This is a genomic window from Streptococcus infantis (genome assembly GCF_047463275.1).
Lineage (GTDB): Bacteria > Bacillota > Bacilli > Lactobacillales > Streptococcaceae > Streptococcus > Streptococcus infantis_AF.
In genome coordinates, this window is record NZ_JASHEE010000001.1 from 332,843 (window position 1) to 352,669 (window position 19,827).

A 19,827-nucleotide genomic window follows, 5' to 3' on the forward strand; every position below is an offset into this window, starting at 1 on the left:
TTATGGCTAACGCAATTGTAGAAAAAGCTAAAGAGAGAATGACTCAATCTCACCACTCACTTGCGCGTGAGTTTGGTGGTATCCGTGCAGGTCGTGCTAACGCTAGCTTGCTTGACCGTATTACTGTTGAATACTATGGTGTCGAAACACCTCTTAACCAAATCGCTTCTATCACAATTCCTGAAGCGCGTGTCTTGTTGGTAACACCATTTGATAAATCTTCATTGAAGGATATCGAGCGTGCTTTGAACGCTTCAGATCTTGGTATTACACCAGCTAACGATGGTTCTGTTATTCGCTTGGTAATCCCAGCTCTTACAGAAGAAACTCGTCGCGACCTCGCTAAAGAAGTGAAAAAAGTTGGTGAAAATGCTAAAGTAGCGATTCGTAATATTCGTCGTGATGCTATGGATGAAGCTAAAAAACAAGAAAAAGCTAAAGAAATCACTGAAGATGAATTGAAGACTCTTGAAAAAGATATTCAAAAAGCGACAGACGATGCTGTTAAACACATCGACGATATGACTGCCAATAAAGAAAAAGAAATCTTGGAAGTCTAAGAAATAAACAGAAAAACTCAGTTGGCATTGCTGGCTGAGTTTTATTCGAAAGAAGGAAACATGAATACAAATCTTGCAAGTTTTATCGTTGGACTTATCATCGATGAAAATGACCGTTTTTACTTTGTTCAAAAGGATGGTCAAACATACGCTCTTGCTAAGGAAGAAGGTCAGCATACAGTTGGTGATACGGTCAAAGGTTTTGCATACACAGACATGAAGCAAAAATTGAGATTAACAACCCTAGAAGTGACTGCAAGTCAGGACCAATTTGGTTGGGGAACTGTCACAGAAGTGCGTAAGGACTTGGGTGTTTTTGTTGATACAGGGCTTCCTGACAAGGGAATCGTTGTGTCACTGGATATCCTACCTGAACTGAAAGAGCTTTGGCCTAAGAAGGGCGATAAACTTTATATTCGTCTAGAAGTAGACAAGAAAGATCGTATCTGGGGAGTTTTGGCTTATCAGGAAGACTTCCAACGTTTGGCACGTCCAGCATATAACAACATGCAAAATCAGAACTGGCCTGCAATCGTTTATCGTCTTAAGTTATCAGGAACTTTTGTCTATCTACCAGAAAACAACATGCTTGGATTTATCCATCCAAGTGAGCGCTATGCAGAGCCACGTTTGGGGCAAGTGTTAGATGTGCGTGTCATTGGTTTCCGTGAAGTTGACCGAACTCTTAATCTATCACTAAAACCTCGCTCTTTTGAGATGTTAGAAAACGATGCACAAATGATTCTGACTTACTTGGAAAGTAATGGTGGATTTATGACCTTAAATGATAAATCTTCACCAGATGACATTAAGGCTACCTTTGGTATCTCAAAAGGTCAGTTTAAAAAAGCGCTTGGTGGTTTAATGAAAGCTGGAAAGATTAAACAAGACCAATTTGGTACAGAGTTAATTTAGGGAGGCTTATGCGAAAATCATTTTATACTTGGCTTATGACAGAGCGTAATCCTAAAAGTAATAGTCCCAAAGCAATTTTAGCGGATCTTGCCTTTGAGGAGTCAGCCTTCCCAAAACATACGGATGATTTCGATCAGGTGAGTCGATTTTTAGAAGAACATGCTAGTTTTTCCTTTAATATGGGAGACTTCGATCGTATCTGGCAGGAATATTTAGAACATTAAAGATACCATAGGTGTTAGGGATAGCAATTTCTAATTGCCTTTGCTATAATAAAAAGAAATTAAAGAGTTAGAGAGGTTCTTTATTTGAAGGAACATTCAATAGACATTCAGTTAAGTCATCCAGATGACCTGTTTCATCTTTTTGGTTCCAATGAACGCCATCTTCGCTTGATGGAGGATGAGTTAGATGTTATCATCCATGCTCGTACAGAGATTGTACAAGTCTTGGGAGAGGAGTCTTCTTGTGAAGAAGCACGGCAAGTAATTCAAGCCTTGATGGTCTTGGTCAATCGTGGCATGACAGTAGGAACTCCGGATGTGGTGACAGCCATCAATATGGTTAGAAACAATGAAATCGATAAGTTTGTTGCCCTCTATGAAGAAGAGATTATCAAAGACAATACTGGTAAGCCGATTCGGGTCAAGACACTGGGACAAAAACTTTATGTTGATAGTGTTAAGAATCATGATGTTACCTTCGGGATTGGGCCAGCGGGGACAGGAAAAACTTTCCTAGCAGTGACCTTGGCTGTTACAGCTCTTAAACGTGGTCAAGTTAAGCGTATCATCCTGACTCGTCCAGCAGTAGAAGCTGGAGAAAGCCTAGGATTTCTACCTGGTGATTTGAAAGAAAAGGTAGACCCTTATCTTCGACCAGTCTATGATGCTTTATATCAGATCTTAGGGAAGGACCAAACAACTCGTCTCATGGAGCGAGAAATTATTGAGATTGCGCCTTTGGCCTACATGCGTGGACGTACCTTGGATGATGCCTTTGTCATTTTGGATGAAGCCCAAAATACAACCATCATGCAGATGAAGATGTTCTTGACACGTCTTGGATTCAATTCTAAAATGATTGTCAATGGTGATATTAGTCAAATTGACCTACCTCGCAATGTCAAGTCAGGCTTAATCGATGCCCAAGAAAAACTTAAGAACATTCACCAAATCGACTTTGTACACTTCTCAGCTAAGGATGTGGTTCGACATCCAGTCGTTGCTCAGATTATCAGAGCCTATGAACCTCGACCTGTCAAAGCTGAAGAAAATCAAGAAGAAACAGAATAAAGAAAAAGAGAGTGGGACAGAAATCGGTAATTCGTTAGAATTCGATTTCGTCGTCCCACCTCCGCACAGTTGAGTAGGGCTGTAAAAGCTGATGAAATCAGCGCAGTAGAGCCCACTCAACCACTGCGTCTTGCTCGACAATCCAAAGACAAATGAGAGGCTAGGACTTTTGTCCCAGCCTCTTATTTTTATAGTTTTAATTTATAAATCATTTTAGACAAGTTCACTGATAGGTGTGAAGTCACGTTCTAAACCTTCAGCAACTGGTTGACTTGTGAGTTGACCTTGATAAGTTGTTACACCTTCAAGCAAACCAGCATCTTCAAGGATTGCTTTCTTAAATCCTTTTCCTGCCAAGGCTTCGATATAAGGAAGAGTCACATTTGTAAGGGCGATAGTAGAAGTACGAGCAACTGCTCCAGGAATGTTAGCAACTGCATAGTGGAGAACACCGTGTTTTTCATAGACAGGCTCATCATGGGTTGTCACACGGTCAGCTGTTGCAATAACACCACCTTGGTCTACAGCAACGTCTACGATGACAGAACCAGGACGCATTTGTTGAACCATGTCATCTGTCACTAATTTTGGAGCTTTGGCACCAGGAATCAATACTGCACCGATAACAACGTCTGCCTCACGCACACTTGCTTCGATATTAAATGGGTTAGACATGAGTGTTTGGATTTGGTGACCAAAGACATCTTCAAGTTCAGAGAGACGTTTAGCGCTGATATCAAGAATAGTTACTTGAGCTCCTAAACCAAGAGCGATACGTGCTGCGTGTGTACCAACGACACCACCACCGATAATGGTTACTTTTCCTTTTGGTACACCTGGGACACCACCTAAAAGAACTCCAGAACCACCAGCTTGTTTCGTCAAGAAGTGAGCTCCGATTTGGACAGCCATACGACCTGCAACCTCACTCATTGGAACCAATAGAGGAAGTTGACCTTCAGTATTGCGTACAGTTTCATAAGCAACACCTGTTGTTTTCGCTGCAAGCATAGCATCCGCTAATTCTGGGGCTGCTGCCATGTGCAAGTAGGTGAAGAGAAGTAAATCGTCACGCAAGAACTGGTACTCACTAGCTAGGGGTTCCTTGACTTTAACTACCAATTCAGCAGCCCAGGCTTCAGCAGCAGTTGCGACAATCTCAGCTCCTTGCTTTTCATAGTCAGCATCAGCAAAACCAGATCCAAGTCCCGCATTTGTTTCGATGAGGACACGGTGACCACGACCAACAAGACTCTGTACACCAGCAGGTGTCAAAGCAACACGATTTTCATTGTTTTTAATTTCCTTTGGAATTCCAATTAACATAGAGATTAGCTCCTTATTTAACATCTAGGTTCTTATACGAAATCATCACAGGAAGAACCCAGTCATTTCTTGTGATGTTCTTATTTTATATAAAACCGCTATAAATTGCAAGAAAAACTTGTAAACCTATTTCTTTTATGTTATTCTTTTACCAACCTATTTTAGGAGGTGAAATCATGGAATCACTATTTATCAAACTAGCGAAGCATCAAATTATCGAAACAGAACGCTTAGTACTTAGACCAGTAACACTTGATGATGCAGAAGCCATGTTTGAATATGCTTCAGACAAGGAAAATACACGCTACACTTTTCCAACCAATCAAAGTCTGGAGGAAACCAAGAATAATATTGCCCAGTTTTATTTAGCCAATCCATTGGGCCGATGGGGAATTGAACTAAAAAGTACTGGAGAGTTTATCGGAACTATTGACCTGCACAAGTTGGATGCTGTTCTTAAGAAGGCAACCATTGGTTATATTATCAATCAAAAATATTGGAATCAAGGTTTGACAACTGAAGCCAATCGAGCTGTAATTGAACTGGCTTTTGAAAAGATAGGAATGAATAAGTTAGATGCCTTTCATGATAAGGATAATCCCGCATCAGGAAAGGTCATGGAGAAATCAGGAATGCGTTTCTCTCACGAAGAACCATATGCTAGAATGGATAAAAGTGAACCTGGAAGATTCGTAACAGATGTCCATTATGTATTGACAAAGGAAGATTATTTTGCAAATAAGTAAGCAGTTGAAAAGATTTTTTAGCTGTTTTTTCTTTCTCTTACGAATAAGCTAAGAGAGGAGAAAATATGGAAGAACTTATTGAGAAAATCAAAGAATATAAAATCATTGTTATCTGTGCTATTTTGGGTTTAGTCTTAGGCGGATTTTTCCTCCTAAAGCCAGTCGCTCAAACACCGGCTAAGGAAAGCAATTTGCAAACAGAAGTTACAACTGTTTCAAAGGATGAAAAGGAAGATAAAAATCAGAAGGAAGAAGTGGTGGAGCAAGATCTGATTACTGTTGATGTAAAAGGAGCGGTCAAATCACCTGGAATCTATGATTTGCCAGTTGGAAGTCGTATCAACGATGCTGTCCAGAAAGCGGGTGGCTTGACAGATAATGCAGACAGTAAGTCTATCAATCTTGCCCAGAGAATTAGTGATGAAGCACTTGTTTATGTTCCGACTAAGGAAGAAGCTACTAGTCAAGAAATGCCATCAAGTGCTTCCAACACCAAAGAAAACAAGAAAGTCAATCTCAATAAAGCCAGTTTAGAGGAGCTAAAACAAGTCAAGGGGTTGGGAGCCAAACGTGCTCAGGATATCATCGACCATCGTGAGTCCAACGGTAAGTTCAAGTCAGTTGATGAGCTCAAAAAGGTTTCTGGTATTGGTGCAAAAACGATAGAAAAGTTAAAAGAGTATGTCACAGTGGATTAGTCGATTTCCCATCCCCAAAATCTATCTTAGTTTTCTCCTGCTTTGGCTCTACTATGCTATCTTTTCAGCAAGCTTTTTAGCACTTTTGGGCTTTGTCTTTTTACTGCTCTGCCTCTTTTTTCAATTTCCATGGAAGACTGTGGTCAAGGTTCTCTTTGTTTGTGGTCTTTTTGGAAGCTGGTTTATATTTCAAAAATGGCAACAAGAAGAAACGAGTCAACATCTTGTTGACTCCGTTAATACGGTACGAATCTTGCCTGATACGATCAAGGTCAATGGAGATAGTTTATCCTTTCGTGGGAAGGCTGATGGCAGACTCTTTCAGGTCTATTATAAATTCCAGTCAGAGGCTGAAAAGGAAAGGCTTAAAGAGTTATCAGAACTTCATGAGATGGTAGTAAAAGGAAAACTAGCTAGTCCTCATGGTGCGAATAATTTTGCGGGATTTGATTATCGGAACTATCTCAAAACACAGGGGATTTATCAGACCTTAACGATATCGGAAATTGTCGAATTAAAGAAAATATCCAGCTGGGATATAGGAGAAAATCTATCCAGTTTGCGAAGAAAGGCAGTTGTCTGGATAAAAAGGAAATTTCCTGACCCCATGCGTAATTATATGACAGGTCTTTTATTAGGGCACTTGGACACAGATTTTGAGGAAATGAATGAACTCTACTCAAGTTTAGGGATTATTCATCTTTTTGCTTTGTCAGGAATGCAGGTTGGTTTCTTCATGAATGCTTTTAAAAAGTCACTCTTACGATTGGGTTTGACGCAAGAGAAGTTCAAATGGCTTGCCTATCCCTTTTCTTTGGTCTATGCAGGTTTGACAGGGTTCTCAGCTTCTGTTATTAGAAGTCTGTTACAAAAACTTTTGGCTCAGCATGGCTTCAAGGGACTGGATAATTTTGCTTTTACGATTCTTATTCTATTTCTTATCATGCCGAATTTCTTCCTAACTGCTGGTGGAGTGCTCTCCTGTGCCTATGCCTTTATCCTGACCATGACTGGTGAAGAAGTAGGAGGAATAAAAGGTCTAGTTAGAGAAAGTTTCATTATTTCCTTAGGAATTCTGCCAATTTTATCATTCTATTTTTCTGAATTTCAACCTTGGTCCATACTCTTAACCTTTGTCTTTTCTTTTTTATTTGATATGGTCTTTCTACCACTTTTATCAATGCTCTTCTGTCTGTCATGGATATATCCTGTTACTCAGTTTAACTTTCTCTTTGAATGGCTAGAGAACATCATACGCTATGTTTCTCAGCTATCTACTAGACCCTTTGTTTTTGGTCAACCGAGTCTTTGGGTTTTGGTATGTCTATTAGTCTCTTTAGCGCTAATTTATGATTATCGTAAAAATTTGAAGAAAGCACCTTTGCTTATCCTATTTTTCGTTTCCCTTTTCTTAGTAACCAAACATCCACTGGAAAATGAAATCACAGTTCTAGACATGGAGCAGGGACGGAGCATTTTTCTAAGAGACATGACAGGAAAGACAATATTACTGGATGTCGGTGAAAAGTTAGCAGTTGAGAAAAAAGAAGCTTGGCAGGAGAAAGTCACCTCGAGTGTTGCCAAACGGAGTTTAATTCCCTATCTGAAAAGTCGAGGAGTGGCAAAGATTGATCAGCTTGTTTTAACGGATAGTGAACCTAAGCAACTAGACCATCTACTAGAAATTAGTAAAGCATTCAATCTTGGAGAGATTCTAGTAACTGAAGAAACTCTATCTAAAAGAGAATTTATGGATAAATTAAAGGAAAGTAACTTGAAAGTACGTCCTATTAAAACAGGAGAGCAGTTAGTTATTTTTGGGAGTAGTTTAGAAGTAATCGAAAATCAAAACAGGGATAGTAAAGCCTCAATAGCAATGTATGGAAAGCTACTAAATCAAACTTTTCTAGTCACTGGAAATATAGAGGAGAAGTTCTTGAACAAGTCTTATCCAAAAATCCAAGCAGATGTAGTGCTAACTCATCAGCAAGCATCGAAGAAAAAGACAGATGTCCAAGTCTTCGAAATCTTTCAGCCTAAAATTACTGTCATTTCTGTAGACAAGAAGAAAAAATTTAAAGAAAAAAATGGGGAGAATAACCAAGAATTTGGGAATTCGATTTACAAAACGGATCAAAAGGGGGCCATTCGTTTTAAAGGTTGGGGTGCTTGGCAAATAGAAACAGTTCGCTGAGCTTAGCTTTTCAAGAAAATTAAAATTGTCTAAACAATCAATCAAAACTTGATTTTAGAACCTTTTTGCTATAAAATGGTAAAGATTAGTGTCAAACTTTTATATTGCAAATAGGAGAAAACATGACAAAAACTTTGAAACGTCCTGAGGTTCTATCACCTGCAGGAACACTTGAAAAACTAAAAGTAGCTGTTCAATATGGAGCAGATGCTGTCTTTATCGGTGGGCAGGCCTATGGTTTACGTAGCCGTGCAGGGAACTTTACTTTCGAACAAATGGAAGAAGGAGTTCAGTTCGCGGCTAAGTATGGAGCTAAGGTATATGTGGCTGCCAATATGGTTATGCACGAAGGAAACGAAGAAGGTGCCGGAGAATGGTTCCGTAAATTACGTGATATTGGGATTGCAGCGGTTATCGTGTCTGATCCAGCCTTGATCATGATTGCAGCAACAGAAGCACCAGGACTTGAAATTCACCTTTCAACTCAAGCAAGTGCTACCAACTATGAAACTCTAGAATTCTGGAAAGAACTTGGATTGACGCGTGTCGTTTTGGCGCGTGAGGTTTCTATGGAAGAATTGGCAGAGATTCGCAAACGTACAGATGTTGAGATTGAAGCCTTCGTCCATGGTGCTATGTGTATCTCATACTCTGGTCGTTGTACTCTTTCTAACCATATGAGTATGCGTGACGCCAACCGTGGTGGATGTTCACAATCTTGCCGTTGGAAATATGACCTTTACGATATGCCATTTGGTCAAGAACGTAAGAGTCTTAAGGGAGAAATTCCTGAAGAATTCTCTATGTCTGCGGTTGATATGTCTATGATTGACCATATCCCTGATATGATTGAAAATGGTGTGGACAGTCTTAAGATTGAAGGCCGTATGAAGTCGATCCACTATGTTTCAACAGTAACAAACTGCTACAAGGCTGCAGTCGATGCTTACCTTGAAAGCCCTGAAAAGTTTGAAGCAATCAAGCAAGACTTGATTGATGAAATGTGGAAGGTTGCCCAACGTGAATTGGCTACAGGTTTCTACTATGGGACACCATCTGAAAATGAGCAACTTTTCGGAGCTCGTCGTAAGATTCCAGAATACAAGTTTGTTGCTGAAGTAGTAGCTTATGATGATGCGACTCAGACAGCAACCATCCGCCAACGTAATGTTATCAACGAAGGCGACCAAGTTGAGTTCTACGGTCCAGGCTTCCGTCATTTTGAAACTTTTATCGAAGACCTTCACGATGCCAAAGGAAATAAAATCGATCGCGCCCCAAATCCAATGGAACTTTTGACTATCAAGGTTCCTCAACCTGTTCAAGCTGGTGACATGGTACGTGCTTTGAAAGAAGGCCTGATCAATCTTTACAAAGAAGATGGAACAAGCGTCACAGTTCGTGCCTAGATAAGGAAAAAGAATGGTTCAAGCTCAGGGCTTACTAGTAGATCATGAAAGCAGATGTGTTCATTACCATAGTGATAAGGATATCGCAGCACTTCAGTGCTATGAGTGTCAAAAATACTATGCTTGTTATCAGTGTCATAATGAACTAGAGTCGCACATATTTTCTCCCTATCCTTTAAATCTGAAAGAGGATAGACCTATCTTATGTGGCTCCTGTGGGAAAACACTAAGGTATGAGGAGTATACAGAGACGGGCACTTGTCCATTTTGTAATGCTGCATTTAATCCAGCTTGTCAAAATCATTACTCAATTTATTTCAGATAAGAACTGACAAAACCGAGTTGTAAAACTCGGTTTTTTGTTTTCAGAAAACAAGGAAAGGTAGTGAAAGTGGTATGAAAAGACAATAAAATTTTCTATATAATTGTCTTGAAAATCGTAAAATTAGAAATAAATGATTCGAAACGCTTTCATTACTAGTAAAAAGTTGACAAAAGCAAATTTTAGGACTAAACTAGAAGGGTAAATTTAATTTAAAAAAGGAGAATTCGTCATGAATTTAACATTTTTCGGACTTTGTCTTGCCTGTATGGGTGTATCTATTGCTGAAGGATTGATTATGAGTAATCTCTTCAAGTCTGCCGCTCGTCAACCTGAAATTATTGACCAATTACGCAGCCTTTTAATTCTTGGTGTTGCCTTTGTAGAAGGTACCTTCTTTGTAACCCTAGCGATGGCATTTGTCATTAAATAGACAACTCTATTTAGAAATGGAGGTGTCAAACCATGGAAGAAAGTTTGAATCCAACCGTTAATATTGGACCAATATCCTTTGATTTGACCCTGCTTGCCATGTCTCTTGTAACTGTTTTGATGGTTTTTGCCTTTGTCTATTGGGCAAGTCGAAAAATGACCATCCGTCCCAAGGGCAAACAAAATGCTCTTGAGATGATTTATGAATTTGTGGTTAGTTTTGCAAAACCAAACATTGGAGATTCATACATCAAGGACTATTCCTTGTTCCTATTTTCTCTATTCTTGTTTATCTTGGTTGCCAATAATATTGGTTTAATGGCAAAAGTACAAACAACAAACGGTTATAACTTGTGGACTTCTCCAACAGCCAACCTTGGATACGATTTATCCCTCTCATTATTGATCACTTTGATTGCTCATGTAGAAGGAGTTCGTCGTAGAGGCGTTAAAGAATATTTGAGAGCATTTGTTACACCTGGCTTTATGACTCCGATGAACATTTTAGAAGAGTTCACCAATTTTGCCTCTTTGGCGATTCGGATATACGGAAATATTTTTGCCGGTGAGGTTTTAGCAGGATTGCTATTGGCCTTGTCACATCATGCCTTGTATTGGTATCCTTTTGCCTTTATTGCAAACATGTCATGGACAGCATTTTCGATTTTCATTTCATGTATTCAAGCTTATGTATTTACCATGTTGTCATCTATGTACATTGGTAAAAAAATAAATGAAGGGGAAGAGTAAGTAGAGGAGGATTAGAAGATGGATTTAACTATTAGTACCATTATTGGTGACTTTATTCTGATCGCTGGTTCCTTCCTTTTATTGATCTTTTTAGTGAAGAAATATGCTTGGGGAAATATTACCAGTGTCTTAGATGAACGCGCTGAAAAGATTTCTTCAGATATTGATGGTGCCGAAGAAGCCCGTAAAAAGGCAGAGGAACTTGCTAGCAAACGCGAAACTGAGTTAGCAGGTAGCCGTACCGAAGCTAAAACGATTATCGAGAATGCAAAGGAAACAGCTGAGAAAAGTAAAGCAGATATTTTGGCCGATGCTAAACTTGAAGCAGGCCGCTTAAAAGAAAAAGCCAACCAAGAAATTGCTCAAAATAAAGCTGAAGCTTTACAAAGTGTTAAGGGAGATGTGGCAGACTTGACAATCAGTCTAGCTGGAAAAATTATCTCTCAAAACCTTGACGGTCAGGCCCATAAAGAACTCATTGATCAGTATATCGATCAGCTAGGAGAAGCTTAATGGACAAAAAGACTCTAAAGGTAATTGAAAAATACAGCATGCCTTTTGTCCAATTGGTGATTGAAAAAGGAGAAGAAGACACTATTTTTTCAGACTTGTCTCAAATCAAGCAAGTAGCTGAAGAAACAGGCTTACCTTCTTTTTTAGCTCAGGTGGCAGTAGATGAGTCGGATAAAGAAAAAACGGTTCGTTTTTTCCAGGACTCTGTGTCACCTTTAGTACAAAACTTTATCGAGGTTCTACTTTACAATCACAGATCAAACCTGTTTTATGATGTGATTGTAGATTGCTTGAATCGTCTTGAAAAAGAAACCAATCGTTTTGAAGTGACTATTTTGTCTGCACATCCTTTGACTGGTGAACAGAAAGAACGACTAATTCCTCTAATCGAGAAAAAGATGTCTCTAAAAGTTCGTAGCATTAAGGAAAAAATTGACGATAGTTTAATCGGTGGTTTTGTTATTTTTGCCAATCACAAGACAATTGATGTGAGTATTAAACAACAACTTAAAGTTGTTAAGGAAAATTTGAAATAGAAAGTGGTGTTCTTTTGGCAATTAACGCACAAGAAATCAGCGCTTTAATTAAGCAACAAATTGAAAATTTCAAACCCAATTTTGATGTGACTGAAACAGGTGTTGTAACCTACATCGGTGACGGGATTGCGCGTGCTCATGGCCTTGAAAACGCTATGAGCGGTGAGCTGTTGATTTTTGAAAATGGCTCTTATGGTATGGCGCAAAACTTGGAATCAACAGACGTAGGTATTATCATCCTTGGAGACTTTACAGATATCCGCGAAGGCGACACTATTCGTCGTACAGGGAAAATCATGGAAGTTCCAGTTGGTGATAGCTTGATTGGACGTGTTGTCGATCCCCTTGGTCGTCCTGTAGACGGACTTGGTCCAATCGACACAAACAAAACTCGTCCAGTTGAAGCACCAGCTCCTGGTGTTATGCAACGTAAGTCTGTATCAGAACCGTTGCAAACTGGTTTGAAAGCTATTGACGCCCTTGTTCCAATCGGTCGTGGACAACGTGAATTGATCATCGGTGACCGTCAAACAGGGAAGACAACTATCGCTATTGACGCTATCTTGAACCAAAAAGGTCAAGATATGATCTGTATCTATGTAGCGATTGGACAAAAAGAATCAACAGTTCGTACACAAGTAGAAACACTTCGTCAGTACGGTGCCTTGGACTACACAATCGTTGTGACAGCCTCAGCTTCACAACCTTCTCCCTTGCTCTTCCTTGCTCCTTATGCAGGAGTTGCTATGGCAGAAGAGTTCATGTATCAAGGGAAGCATGTCTTGATTGTTTATGATGACTTATCTAAACAAGCGGTAGCTTATCGTGAACTTTCTCTCTTGCTTCGTCGTCCTCCAGGTCGTGAAGCCTTCCCAGGGGATGTCTTCTACCTTCACAGCCGTCTACTTGAGCGTTCTGCTAAGGTTTCAGATGAGCTTGGTGGAGGATCTATCACAGCTCTTCCATTTATCGAGACACAAGCCGGAGATATCTCAGCCTATATCGCTACAAACGTAATCTCTATTACGGATGGACAAATCTTCCTAAGTGATAGTCTCTTTAATGCAGGTATCCGTCCAGCTATTGATGCGGGTTCTTCTGTATCTCGTGTTGGTGGTTCTGCTCAGATTAAAGCCATGAAGAAGGTCGCTGGTACTCTTCGTATCGACCTTGCTTCATACCGAGAGTTGGAAGCCTTCACTAAATTTGGTTCAGACTTGGATGCAGCGACACAGGCTAAATTGAACCGTGGTCGTCGTACTGTAGAAGTATTGAAACAACCTGTTCATAAACCACTACCTGTTGAGAAACAAGTAACCATTCTTTATGCCTTGACTCATGGATTCTTGGATACTGTATCAGTAGATGATATTGTCCGTTTCGAGGAAGAGTTTCATGCCTTCTTTGATGCCCAACATCCTGAGATTTTGGAAACTATTCGTGAAACAAAAGACTTGCCAGATGAAGCAGTCTTGGATGCTGCGATTACCGAGTTTCTCAATCAATCCAGCTTCCAATAAGAATAGAGGTGTCAGATGGCAGTATCTCTAAATGATATTAAAACAAAAATCGCCTCAACGAAAAATACTAGTCAAATTACTAACGCCATGCAGATGGTTTCTGCAGCTAAGTTAGGTCGTTCTGAAGAAGCTGCACGCAACTTTCAAATCTATGCTCAAAAAGTTCGTAAACTCCTTACAGATATCCTTCACGGAGATGGTGCTGGCGGATCAACGAATCCAATGTTGATTAGTCGCCCTGTCAAAAAAACAGGCTATATCGTCATTACTTCTGACCGTGGTCTTGTTGGAGGCTATAACTCTTCAATCTTGAAGGCAGTCATGGAACTGCAACAAGAATACCATCCTTCAGGTGATGATTTTGAAGTCATCTGTATCGGTGGTATGGGAGCAGACTTCTTTAAAGCTCGTGGTATTCAGCCAATTTATGAATTGCGTGGTTTAGCAAGTCAACCAAGCTTCGATGAAGTTCGTAAGATTATTTCAAAAACTATTGAAATGTATCAAAATGAACTTTTCGATGAGCTCTATGTTTGCTACAACCACCACGTGAATACACTGACAAGTCAAATGCGTGTGGAGCAGATGCTTCCAATTGTCGACTTGGATCCAAATGAAGCAGATGATAACTACAGCTTGACTTTTGAGCTTGAGACAAGTCGTGAAGAAATCTTGAATCAACTATTGCCACAGTTTGCAGAAAGTATGATTTACGGTGCTATTATTGATGCCAAGACAGCTGAAAATGCTGCTGGGATGACAGCTATGCAGACAGCGACAGATAATGCTAAAAAAGTTATCAATGATTTGACCATTCAGTATAACCGTGCCAGACAGGCGGCGATTACACAAGAAATTACAGAAATCGTAGCAGGAGCTAGTGCTTTAGAATAAAGCATCTTGCTCAGAGAAATGAACTTAGGACCTAGTCATACTAGGAACCGATAGTATCTTATACAGAATAGGAGAAGTAGATGAGTTCAGGTAAAATTGCTCAGGTTATCGGTCCCGTTGTAGACGTCATGTTTGCAGCAGGTGAGGAACTACCAGAGATTAATAATGCACTTGTCGTCTACAAAAATGACGAAAGAAAAACAAAAATCGTCCTTGAAGTAGCCTTAGAGTTGGGAGATGGTATGATTCGTACCATCGCTATGGAATCAACTGATGGCTTGACCCGTGGTTTGGAAGTATTGGACACAGGTCGTCCAATCTCAGTACCAGTTGGGAAAGAAACTCTAGGACGTGTCTTCAACGTTTTGGGAGATACCATTGACTTGGAAGCTCCTTTTGGTGAAGATGCAGAGCGTCAGCCAATTCATAAAAAAGCACCAACTTTTGATGAATTGTCTACCTCTTCAGAAATTCTAGAAACAGGGATCAAGGTTATCGACCTTCTTGCCCCTTACCTTAAAGGTGGTAAGGTCGGGCTCTTTGGTGGTGCCGGAGTTGGTAAAACCGTATTGATCCAAGAATTGATTCATAACATTGCCCAAGAACACGGTGGTATCTCAGTATTTACTGGTGTTGGGGAACGTACTCGTGAAGGGAACGACCTCTACTGGGAAATGAAAGAATCAGGCGTTATCGAAAAAACAGCCATGGTATTTGGTCAGATGAATGAGCCACCAGGAGCCCGTATGCGTGTTGCCCTTACTGGTTTGACAATCGCTGAATACTTCCGTGATGTAGAAGGTCAAGACGTTCTTCTCTTCATTGACAACATTTTCCGTTTCACACAAGCTGGTTCAGAAGTATCTGCCCTTTTGGGTCGTATGCCATCAGCCGTTGGTTACCAGCCAACCCTTGCAACAGAAATGGGTCAATTGCAAGAACGTATCACTTCAACTAAGAAGGGTTCTGTAACCTCTATCCAGGCCATCTATGTGCCAGCGGATGACTATACTGACCCAGCGCCAGCAACAGCTTTTGCTCACTTGGATTCAACTACAAACTTGGAACGTAAGTTGGTTCAATTGGGGATCTACCCAGCCGTTGACCCTCTTGCTTCAAGCTCTCGTGCCTTGGCGCCTGAAATCGTTGGAGAAGAGCACTATGCAGTTGCTGCAGAAGTGAAACGTGTGCTTCAACGTTACCATGAGTTGCAAGATATCATCGCCATCCTTGGTATGGATGAACTTTCTGATGAAGAAAAGACTTTGGTTGCTCGTGCGCGCCGTATTCAGTTCTTCTTGTCACAAAACTTCAACGTTGCGGAACAATTTACTGGTCAACCAGGATCTTATGTTCCAGTAGCTGAAACAGTTCGTGGATTTAAGGAAATTCTTGACGGTAAACATGATCACCTTCCAGAAGATGCCTTCCGTGGAGTAGGTTCAATCGAAGATGTTATTGCTAAGGCTGAAAAAATGGGATTTTAAGAGGTGATCTATGGCACATTTAACTGTCCAGATCGTGACACCAGATGGCCTCGTCTATGATCACCATGCCAGCTTTGTATCGGTACGAACTCTGGATGGTGAGATGGGGATCTTGCCACGACATGAAAATATGATTGCGGTTCTAGCAGTTGATGAAGTAAAGGTTAAACGAATCGATGATGATACTCATGTGAACTGGATTGCAGTAAACGGAGGAATTATTGAGATTGCTAATAATGTCATTACCATTATTGCTGACTCAGCTGAACGTGCACGCGATATTGATGTTAGTCGTGCAGAACGTGCTAAACTTCGTGCAGAACGTGAAATCGAAGAAGCACAAGACAAACACTTAATCGACCAAGAGCGCCGTGCTAAAATTGCATTGCAACGTGCTATTAACCGTATCAATGTCGGAAATAAATTATAAAATAAAAAATGAACTTGTTAAATCAAGTTCATTTTTTATTATTTCTTATTTAGTGAAACTTATGCAGACTGCTTCAGGAACATGAAATTCATTAGAGAGTTCTGCTAGTCTACCAGTTTCAGGATTGCGCTTAAAGACAGTCGCGTTATCAGAATCCTGATGAACAGCGATAAGGAATTCTTGGTCAGGTGACAAATCAAAATCACGTGGATTTTTCCCATTGGTTGGAACAATCTCTAATAATTCCAAGCTTCCATCTGCTAAAATGCTATAAACAGCGATAGAATCATGGCCTCGGTTAGAAGCGTAGAGGAATTTGCCATCTTTAGAAAGACGAATAGCCGCAGTACCATTAAAACCACTATAGTCATCTGGTAAGGTTGAAATGACCTGCATTTGTTCAAATTCTCCAACACCATCGTAAATCAATACTTCAATCGTACTATTGAGTTCACAGATAAGATAAGCAATCTTGTAGTGGTGGTGGAAAACAAGGTGACGAGCACCAGCACCGGGATTACAATTATAAGTTGCTAGTTTAGTCAACTTTCCTTCTAGATCGACATCATAGGTAGTGACCTCGTCAGTACCCAAGTCACAAGTTACTAAATATTGGTCTGGTGTTAAATCGGTGTAGTGTACGTGGGGAGAAGCTTGGTTTTCATGTGGACCATGGCCAGTGTGTTGAACTTTGTCTGCCAATTCAAGACAGCCATCTTCTTTACGTTTATAGACTAGAACTTGACCTTTATGATAGTTGGCGCCATAAACTAGACTCCGTGTCTCATCGACTGCAACATAGCAGTGAGGAGCACCTTCTTCAACGACGTGATTCAGGAGGACACCATCAGTTTTGTATGCTGCGATTCCACCTTTGTCATCATGGCTTCCGACAGTATAGAGATGCTGATGCTGATCAAAGGCTAGGTAGGTTGGACTTGGCTCGGTTGCAAATAGTTCTAGATTTGAGAGTTTGCCAGTCTCAGTATCAAAATCAGCCTTGTAAATCCCTTGAGAAATACGTCGTGTATAGGTTCCAAAATATACTATTTCTTTCATATTCATACCTCTAGAAAAAGATAATTCAATTATAACATAAAAAGGCCTGCTAGATGAAAAATCTAAGTCAGTCAAATAGCTCTTCCCTTGTCAAGAATACAAATTTATCCCTTGCTAAAAGACTATAAAAAAACCTTATTTTTCTTAAAACATGGTATAATGTTATGACAAAGGAAAGGAAGAAAAAATGGAACAAAAAGAGAAACACTTTACCTTATCTTGGTTTTTTAAATGGTTTTTAGACAATAAAGCGATCACTGTTTTCTTGGTGACCTTGTTATTAGGTCTCAATATTTTTATTCTCAGTAAAATTAGCTTTTTATTTTTCCCAGTTATAGACTTTTTATCAGTAGTGATGTTGCCGGTTATCTTATCGGGTCTACTTTTTTACCTCTTAAATCCACTAGTAGATCTGATGGAGAAGTACAAGATTAACCGTGTCTTAGCCATTAGTATTATCTTTATCATTATTGCCATTCTCTTGATTATTGGACTAGCCGTTGCAATTCCAAACCTTCAACGTCAAGTAGTAATTTTTGCGAAAAATGTCCCAAGTTATCTCGAAGATGCTGATAAAGTCATTGATGATCTCGTAACCAAGCGTTTGCCAGATGACTTTAGACCTCAACTGGAGCAGGTTCTAGCCAATTTTTCAACACAAGCAACTGCTTGGGCAAGTAATATTTCTTCTAAGGCTGTTAACTGGGTGAGTGCTCTTATCAGTGGAACGTCACAGGTCATTGTCGCTCTGATCATCATGCCATTTATGCTCTTTTATCTTCTTCGAGATGGAAAAGGACTTAGAGACTATATTACTCAATTCTTACCAAATAAATTGAGAGAACCAGTTGGTAAGGTTCTTTCAGAAGTCAATCAACAACTTTCCAATTATGTGCGAGGTCAAATTACCGTAGCCGTTATCGTAGCTATCATGTTTATTATCTTCTTTAAGATAATTGGGCTTCGATATGCTGTTACTTTAGGTATTACAGCTGGTATTCTCAATTTAGTTCCTTATCTAGGTAGTTTCCTCGCTATGATTCCAGCGCTTGTTTTGGGACTGATTGCTGGTCCTGTCATGCTCCTAAAGGTTATTATCGTCTTTATTGTTGAGCAAACCATTGAAGGACGCTTCGTATCGCCATTGATTCTAGGAAGCCAACTCAATATTCACCCAATCACCATTCTGTTTGTTCTATTAACTTCGGGATCCATGTTTGGTATTTGGGGTGTATTGCTAGGTATTCCAATCTACGCTTCTGCAAAAGTAGTCATCTCAGCAATTTTTGATTGGTACAAAGAAGTTAGTGGACTTTATGAGCCAGTAGAGGAGACTGATCGTGAACAATAGTCAACAAATGCTCGAGGCTTTAGAACAACAAGATTTGTCAAGAGCTGATTCTTTTTTCCAAAAAGCTCTAGAGGAAGATTCAGATGAAGTCCTTCTTGAACTTGCTGCATATCTCGAAGGGATTGGTTTCTTCCCACAAGCTGCACAAATCTATGAGAAATTAGCGCCGAAATTTCCAGAAGTCAACATCAATCTAGCTGCAATAGCTGGTGAGGATGGATTGATTGAGGAGGCTTTTGATTATTTAGAGAATATTGGTCCGGAAAGTGAATGGTACGTATCAGCTCTTGCCTTAAAAGCAGATTTATATCAGATGGAAGGATTGACAGATGTTGCGCGTGAGAAGCTTCTAGAAGCTCGTAGCTACTCTGATGACCCTCTCCTGATATTTGGACTAGCTGAACTAGATAGTGAGCTAGGAAACGATTTAGAAGCCATTAAGGGCTATGCTCAACTAGATAATCGTGCTATCTACGATCAAACTGGAATTTCGACCTATCAGAGAATTGGTCTTGCTTATGCACGTTTAGGTAAGTTTGAATCTGCAATAGAATTTTTAGAAAAAGCCTTAGAGTTAGAATATGATGACCAAACAGCCTTTGAGCTTGCAAGTCTCTATTTTGATCAAGAGGACTACCAGAAAGCCGTACTATACTTCAAACAACTAGACACTATTTCTCCAGATTTTGAAGGATATGAGTATGGCTATAGTCAAGCACTGCATAAGGAGCATCAGACAAAAGAGGCTCTTAAAATAGCTCAACAGGGCTTGTCAAAAAATCCTTTTGAAACTCGGCTCTTACTCCTTGCATCTCAGCTATCTTATGAATTGCATCAACCTGAGCAAGCAGAAGCTTATCTGATTCAAGCACAAGAAAATGCTGATGACCAGGAAGAAATCTTGCTACGCTTAGCTACCATCTACCAAGAACAAGAAAGATACGAAGATATTCTAGCTTTAGCAGTCTATGAACCTGAAAATCTCTTGACTAAATGGATGATTGCTCGAAGTTATCAAGAGACTGAAGAATTAGATGCAGCCTATGATCTCTATAAGGAACTTGCTACTGAACTCAAGGATAATCCCGAGTTTTTGGAGCAGTATATTTATTTATTAAGAGAACTCGGTAAGCTAGAAGAAGCAAAAGACTACATTCAATCTTATCTCCAATTAGTACCTGATGATTTACAAATGCAAGATTTGTATGATTATTTATCTTAAATACAAAAGATAATCACCAAGCAAGGTGATTTTCTTTTTTTATTAAAAAGAAGTATAAATTGCTTTAAATTTAGGTGGATTGAGTATGAACTTTTAGTATTTTTTTGATATAATTGTTATAGTTATAAGTTGAATAATCAACAATAGTAAAAATAGAAAGATTAGCAA

General features: G+C 39.7%; 21 protein-coding genes. 19 read left to right on the forward strand and 2 right to left on the reverse strand.

Annotation, left to right across the window (positions count from 1 at the left end):
- Window positions 1–2: 2 nt before the first annotated feature.
- The 4 genes from frr to QM923_RS01730 all read left to right on the forward strand — a co-directional run bounded on the left by frr (window position 3) and on the right by QM923_RS01730 (window position 2,770).
- Window positions 3–560: a ribosome recycling factor gene (gene frr / locus QM923_RS01715; protein WP_006152642.1), complete on the forward strand. Its 558-nt coding sequence runs from the start codon at window positions 3–5 to the stop codon at window positions 558–560.
- Window positions 561–620: 60 nt separating this feature from the next.
- Window positions 621–1,475: an RNA-binding virulence regulatory protein CvfB gene (gene cvfB / locus QM923_RS01720; protein WP_414290628.1), complete on the forward strand. Its 855-nt coding sequence runs from the start codon at window positions 621–623 to the stop codon at window positions 1,473–1,475.
- A gap of 8 nt (window positions 1,476–1,483) precedes the next feature.
- The gene (locus tag QM923_RS01725) at window positions 1,484–1,699 is read left to right on the forward strand and encodes a YozE family protein (RefSeq protein WP_001232087.1); all 216 of its coding nucleotides are present in this window, start codon (window positions 1,484–1,486) and stop codon (window positions 1,697–1,699) included.
- 84 nt (window positions 1,700–1,783) lie between these two features.
- Window positions 1,784–2,770, forward strand: coding sequence for a PhoH family protein (locus tag QM923_RS01730; protein ID WP_036752940.1), 987 nt, complete (start codon window positions 1,784–1,786; stop codon window positions 2,768–2,770).
- A gap of 213 nt (window positions 2,771–2,983) precedes the next feature.
- On the opposite strand, the gene ald is transcribed toward QM923_RS01730, so the two are convergent.
- Window positions 2,984–4,096, reverse strand: a complete 1,113-nt coding sequence (gene ald, locus QM923_RS01735; protein ID WP_036757336.1) for an alanine dehydrogenase — start codon at window positions 4,094–4,096, stop codon at window positions 2,984–2,986.
- 176 nt (window positions 4,097–4,272) lie between these two features.
- On the opposite strand from ald, the gene QM923_RS01740 reads away from it, so the two are divergent.
- From QM923_RS01740 to QM923_RS01800, 13 genes are all read left to right on the forward strand, one after another.
- A complete protein-coding gene (locus tag QM923_RS01740; protein WP_414290629.1) occupies window positions 4,273–4,842 on the forward strand; it encodes a GNAT family N-acetyltransferase in 570 nt (189 codons plus the stop codon).
- 65 nt (window positions 4,843–4,907) lie between these two features.
- Window positions 4,908–5,540 (forward strand): helix-hairpin-helix domain-containing protein, encoded by a 633-nt coding sequence (locus tag QM923_RS01745; protein WP_414290630.1) that lies wholly within the window; start codon window positions 4,908–4,910, stop codon window positions 5,538–5,540.
- Window positions 5,524–7,734, forward strand: coding sequence for a ComEC/Rec2 family competence protein (locus QM923_RS01750; RefSeq protein WP_414290631.1), 2,211 nt, complete (start codon window positions 5,524–5,526; stop codon window positions 7,732–7,734). The genes QM923_RS01745 and QM923_RS01750 overlap by 17 nt, the downstream gene beginning before the upstream one ends.
- Window positions 7,735–7,856: 122 nt before the next feature.
- Window positions 7,857–9,143: a peptidase U32 family protein gene (locus QM923_RS01755; protein WP_414290632.1), complete on the forward strand. Its 1,287-nt coding sequence runs from the start codon at window positions 7,857–7,859 to the stop codon at window positions 9,141–9,143.
- A 13-nt stretch (window positions 9,144–9,156) separates the two neighbouring features.
- Window positions 9,157–9,468 carry a CHY zinc finger protein gene (locus QM923_RS01760; RefSeq protein WP_414290633.1) on the forward strand — a complete coding sequence of 104 codons (312 nt, stop codon included), beginning with the start codon at window positions 9,157–9,159 and terminating at the stop codon, window positions 9,466–9,468.
- Window positions 9,469–9,697: 229 nt separating this feature from the next.
- Window positions 9,698–9,898, forward strand: a complete 201-nt coding sequence (locus QM923_RS01765) for a F0F1 ATP synthase subunit C (RefSeq protein WP_004253309.1) — start codon at window positions 9,698–9,700, stop codon at window positions 9,896–9,898.
- Between the two features lie 32 nt (window positions 9,899–9,930).
- Window positions 9,931–10,647, forward strand: coding sequence for a F0F1 ATP synthase subunit A (gene atpB / locus QM923_RS01770; protein ID WP_414290634.1), 717 nt, complete (start codon window positions 9,931–9,933; stop codon window positions 10,645–10,647).
- 18 nt (window positions 10,648–10,665) lie between these two features.
- Entirely contained in the window at window positions 10,666–11,160 is a 495-nt protein-coding gene (gene atpF / locus QM923_RS01775) for a F0F1 ATP synthase subunit B (RefSeq protein WP_414290635.1), read from the forward strand.
- Window positions 11,160–11,696 (forward strand): F0F1 ATP synthase subunit delta, encoded by a 537-nt coding sequence (locus QM923_RS01780; RefSeq protein WP_414290636.1) that lies wholly within the window; start codon window positions 11,160–11,162, stop codon window positions 11,694–11,696. Before atpF ends, QM923_RS01780 begins: the two co-directional genes overlap by 1 nt.
- 14 nt (window positions 11,697–11,710) lie before the next feature.
- Entirely contained in the window at window positions 11,711–13,216 is a 1,506-nt protein-coding gene (atpA, locus tag QM923_RS01785; RefSeq protein ID WP_414290637.1) for a F0F1 ATP synthase subunit alpha, read from the forward strand.
- Window positions 13,217–13,231: 15 nt separating this feature from the next.
- Window positions 13,232–14,110, forward strand: a complete 879-nt coding sequence (locus QM923_RS01790) for a F0F1 ATP synthase subunit gamma (protein WP_414290638.1) — start codon at window positions 13,232–13,234, stop codon at window positions 14,108–14,110.
- An 80-nt stretch (window positions 14,111–14,190) separates the two neighbouring features.
- Entirely contained in the window at window positions 14,191–15,597 is a 1,407-nt protein-coding gene (gene atpD / locus QM923_RS01795) for a F0F1 ATP synthase subunit beta (RefSeq protein WP_414272228.1), read from the forward strand.
- Window positions 15,598–15,607: 10 nt separating this feature from the next.
- Window positions 15,608–16,027, forward strand: coding sequence for a F0F1 ATP synthase subunit epsilon (locus QM923_RS01800; protein WP_006148659.1), 420 nt, complete (start codon window positions 15,608–15,610; stop codon window positions 16,025–16,027).
- 45 nt (window positions 16,028–16,072) lie between these two features.
- Here the strand turns inward: QM923_RS01800 and QM923_RS01805 are convergent, their stop codons facing one another.
- The gene (locus QM923_RS01805; protein WP_414290639.1) at window positions 16,073–17,086 is read right to left on the reverse strand and encodes a lactonase family protein; all 1,014 of its coding nucleotides are present in this window, start codon (window positions 17,084–17,086) and stop codon (window positions 16,073–16,075) included.
- A gap of 187 nt (window positions 17,087–17,273) precedes the next feature.
- Between QM923_RS01805 and QM923_RS01810 the strand changes: the two genes are divergently transcribed.
- Both QM923_RS01810 and QM923_RS01815 read left to right on the forward strand, forming a co-directional pair.
- Window positions 17,274–18,437, forward strand: coding sequence for an AI-2E family transporter (locus QM923_RS01810; protein WP_414290640.1), 1,164 nt, complete (start codon window positions 17,274–17,276; stop codon window positions 18,435–18,437).
- Entirely contained in the window at window positions 18,427–19,659 is a 1,233-nt protein-coding gene (locus QM923_RS01815; RefSeq protein WP_414290641.1) for a tetratricopeptide repeat protein, read from the forward strand. Before QM923_RS01810 ends, QM923_RS01815 begins: the two co-directional genes overlap by 11 nt.
- Window positions 19,660–19,827: the final 168 nt, after the last annotated feature.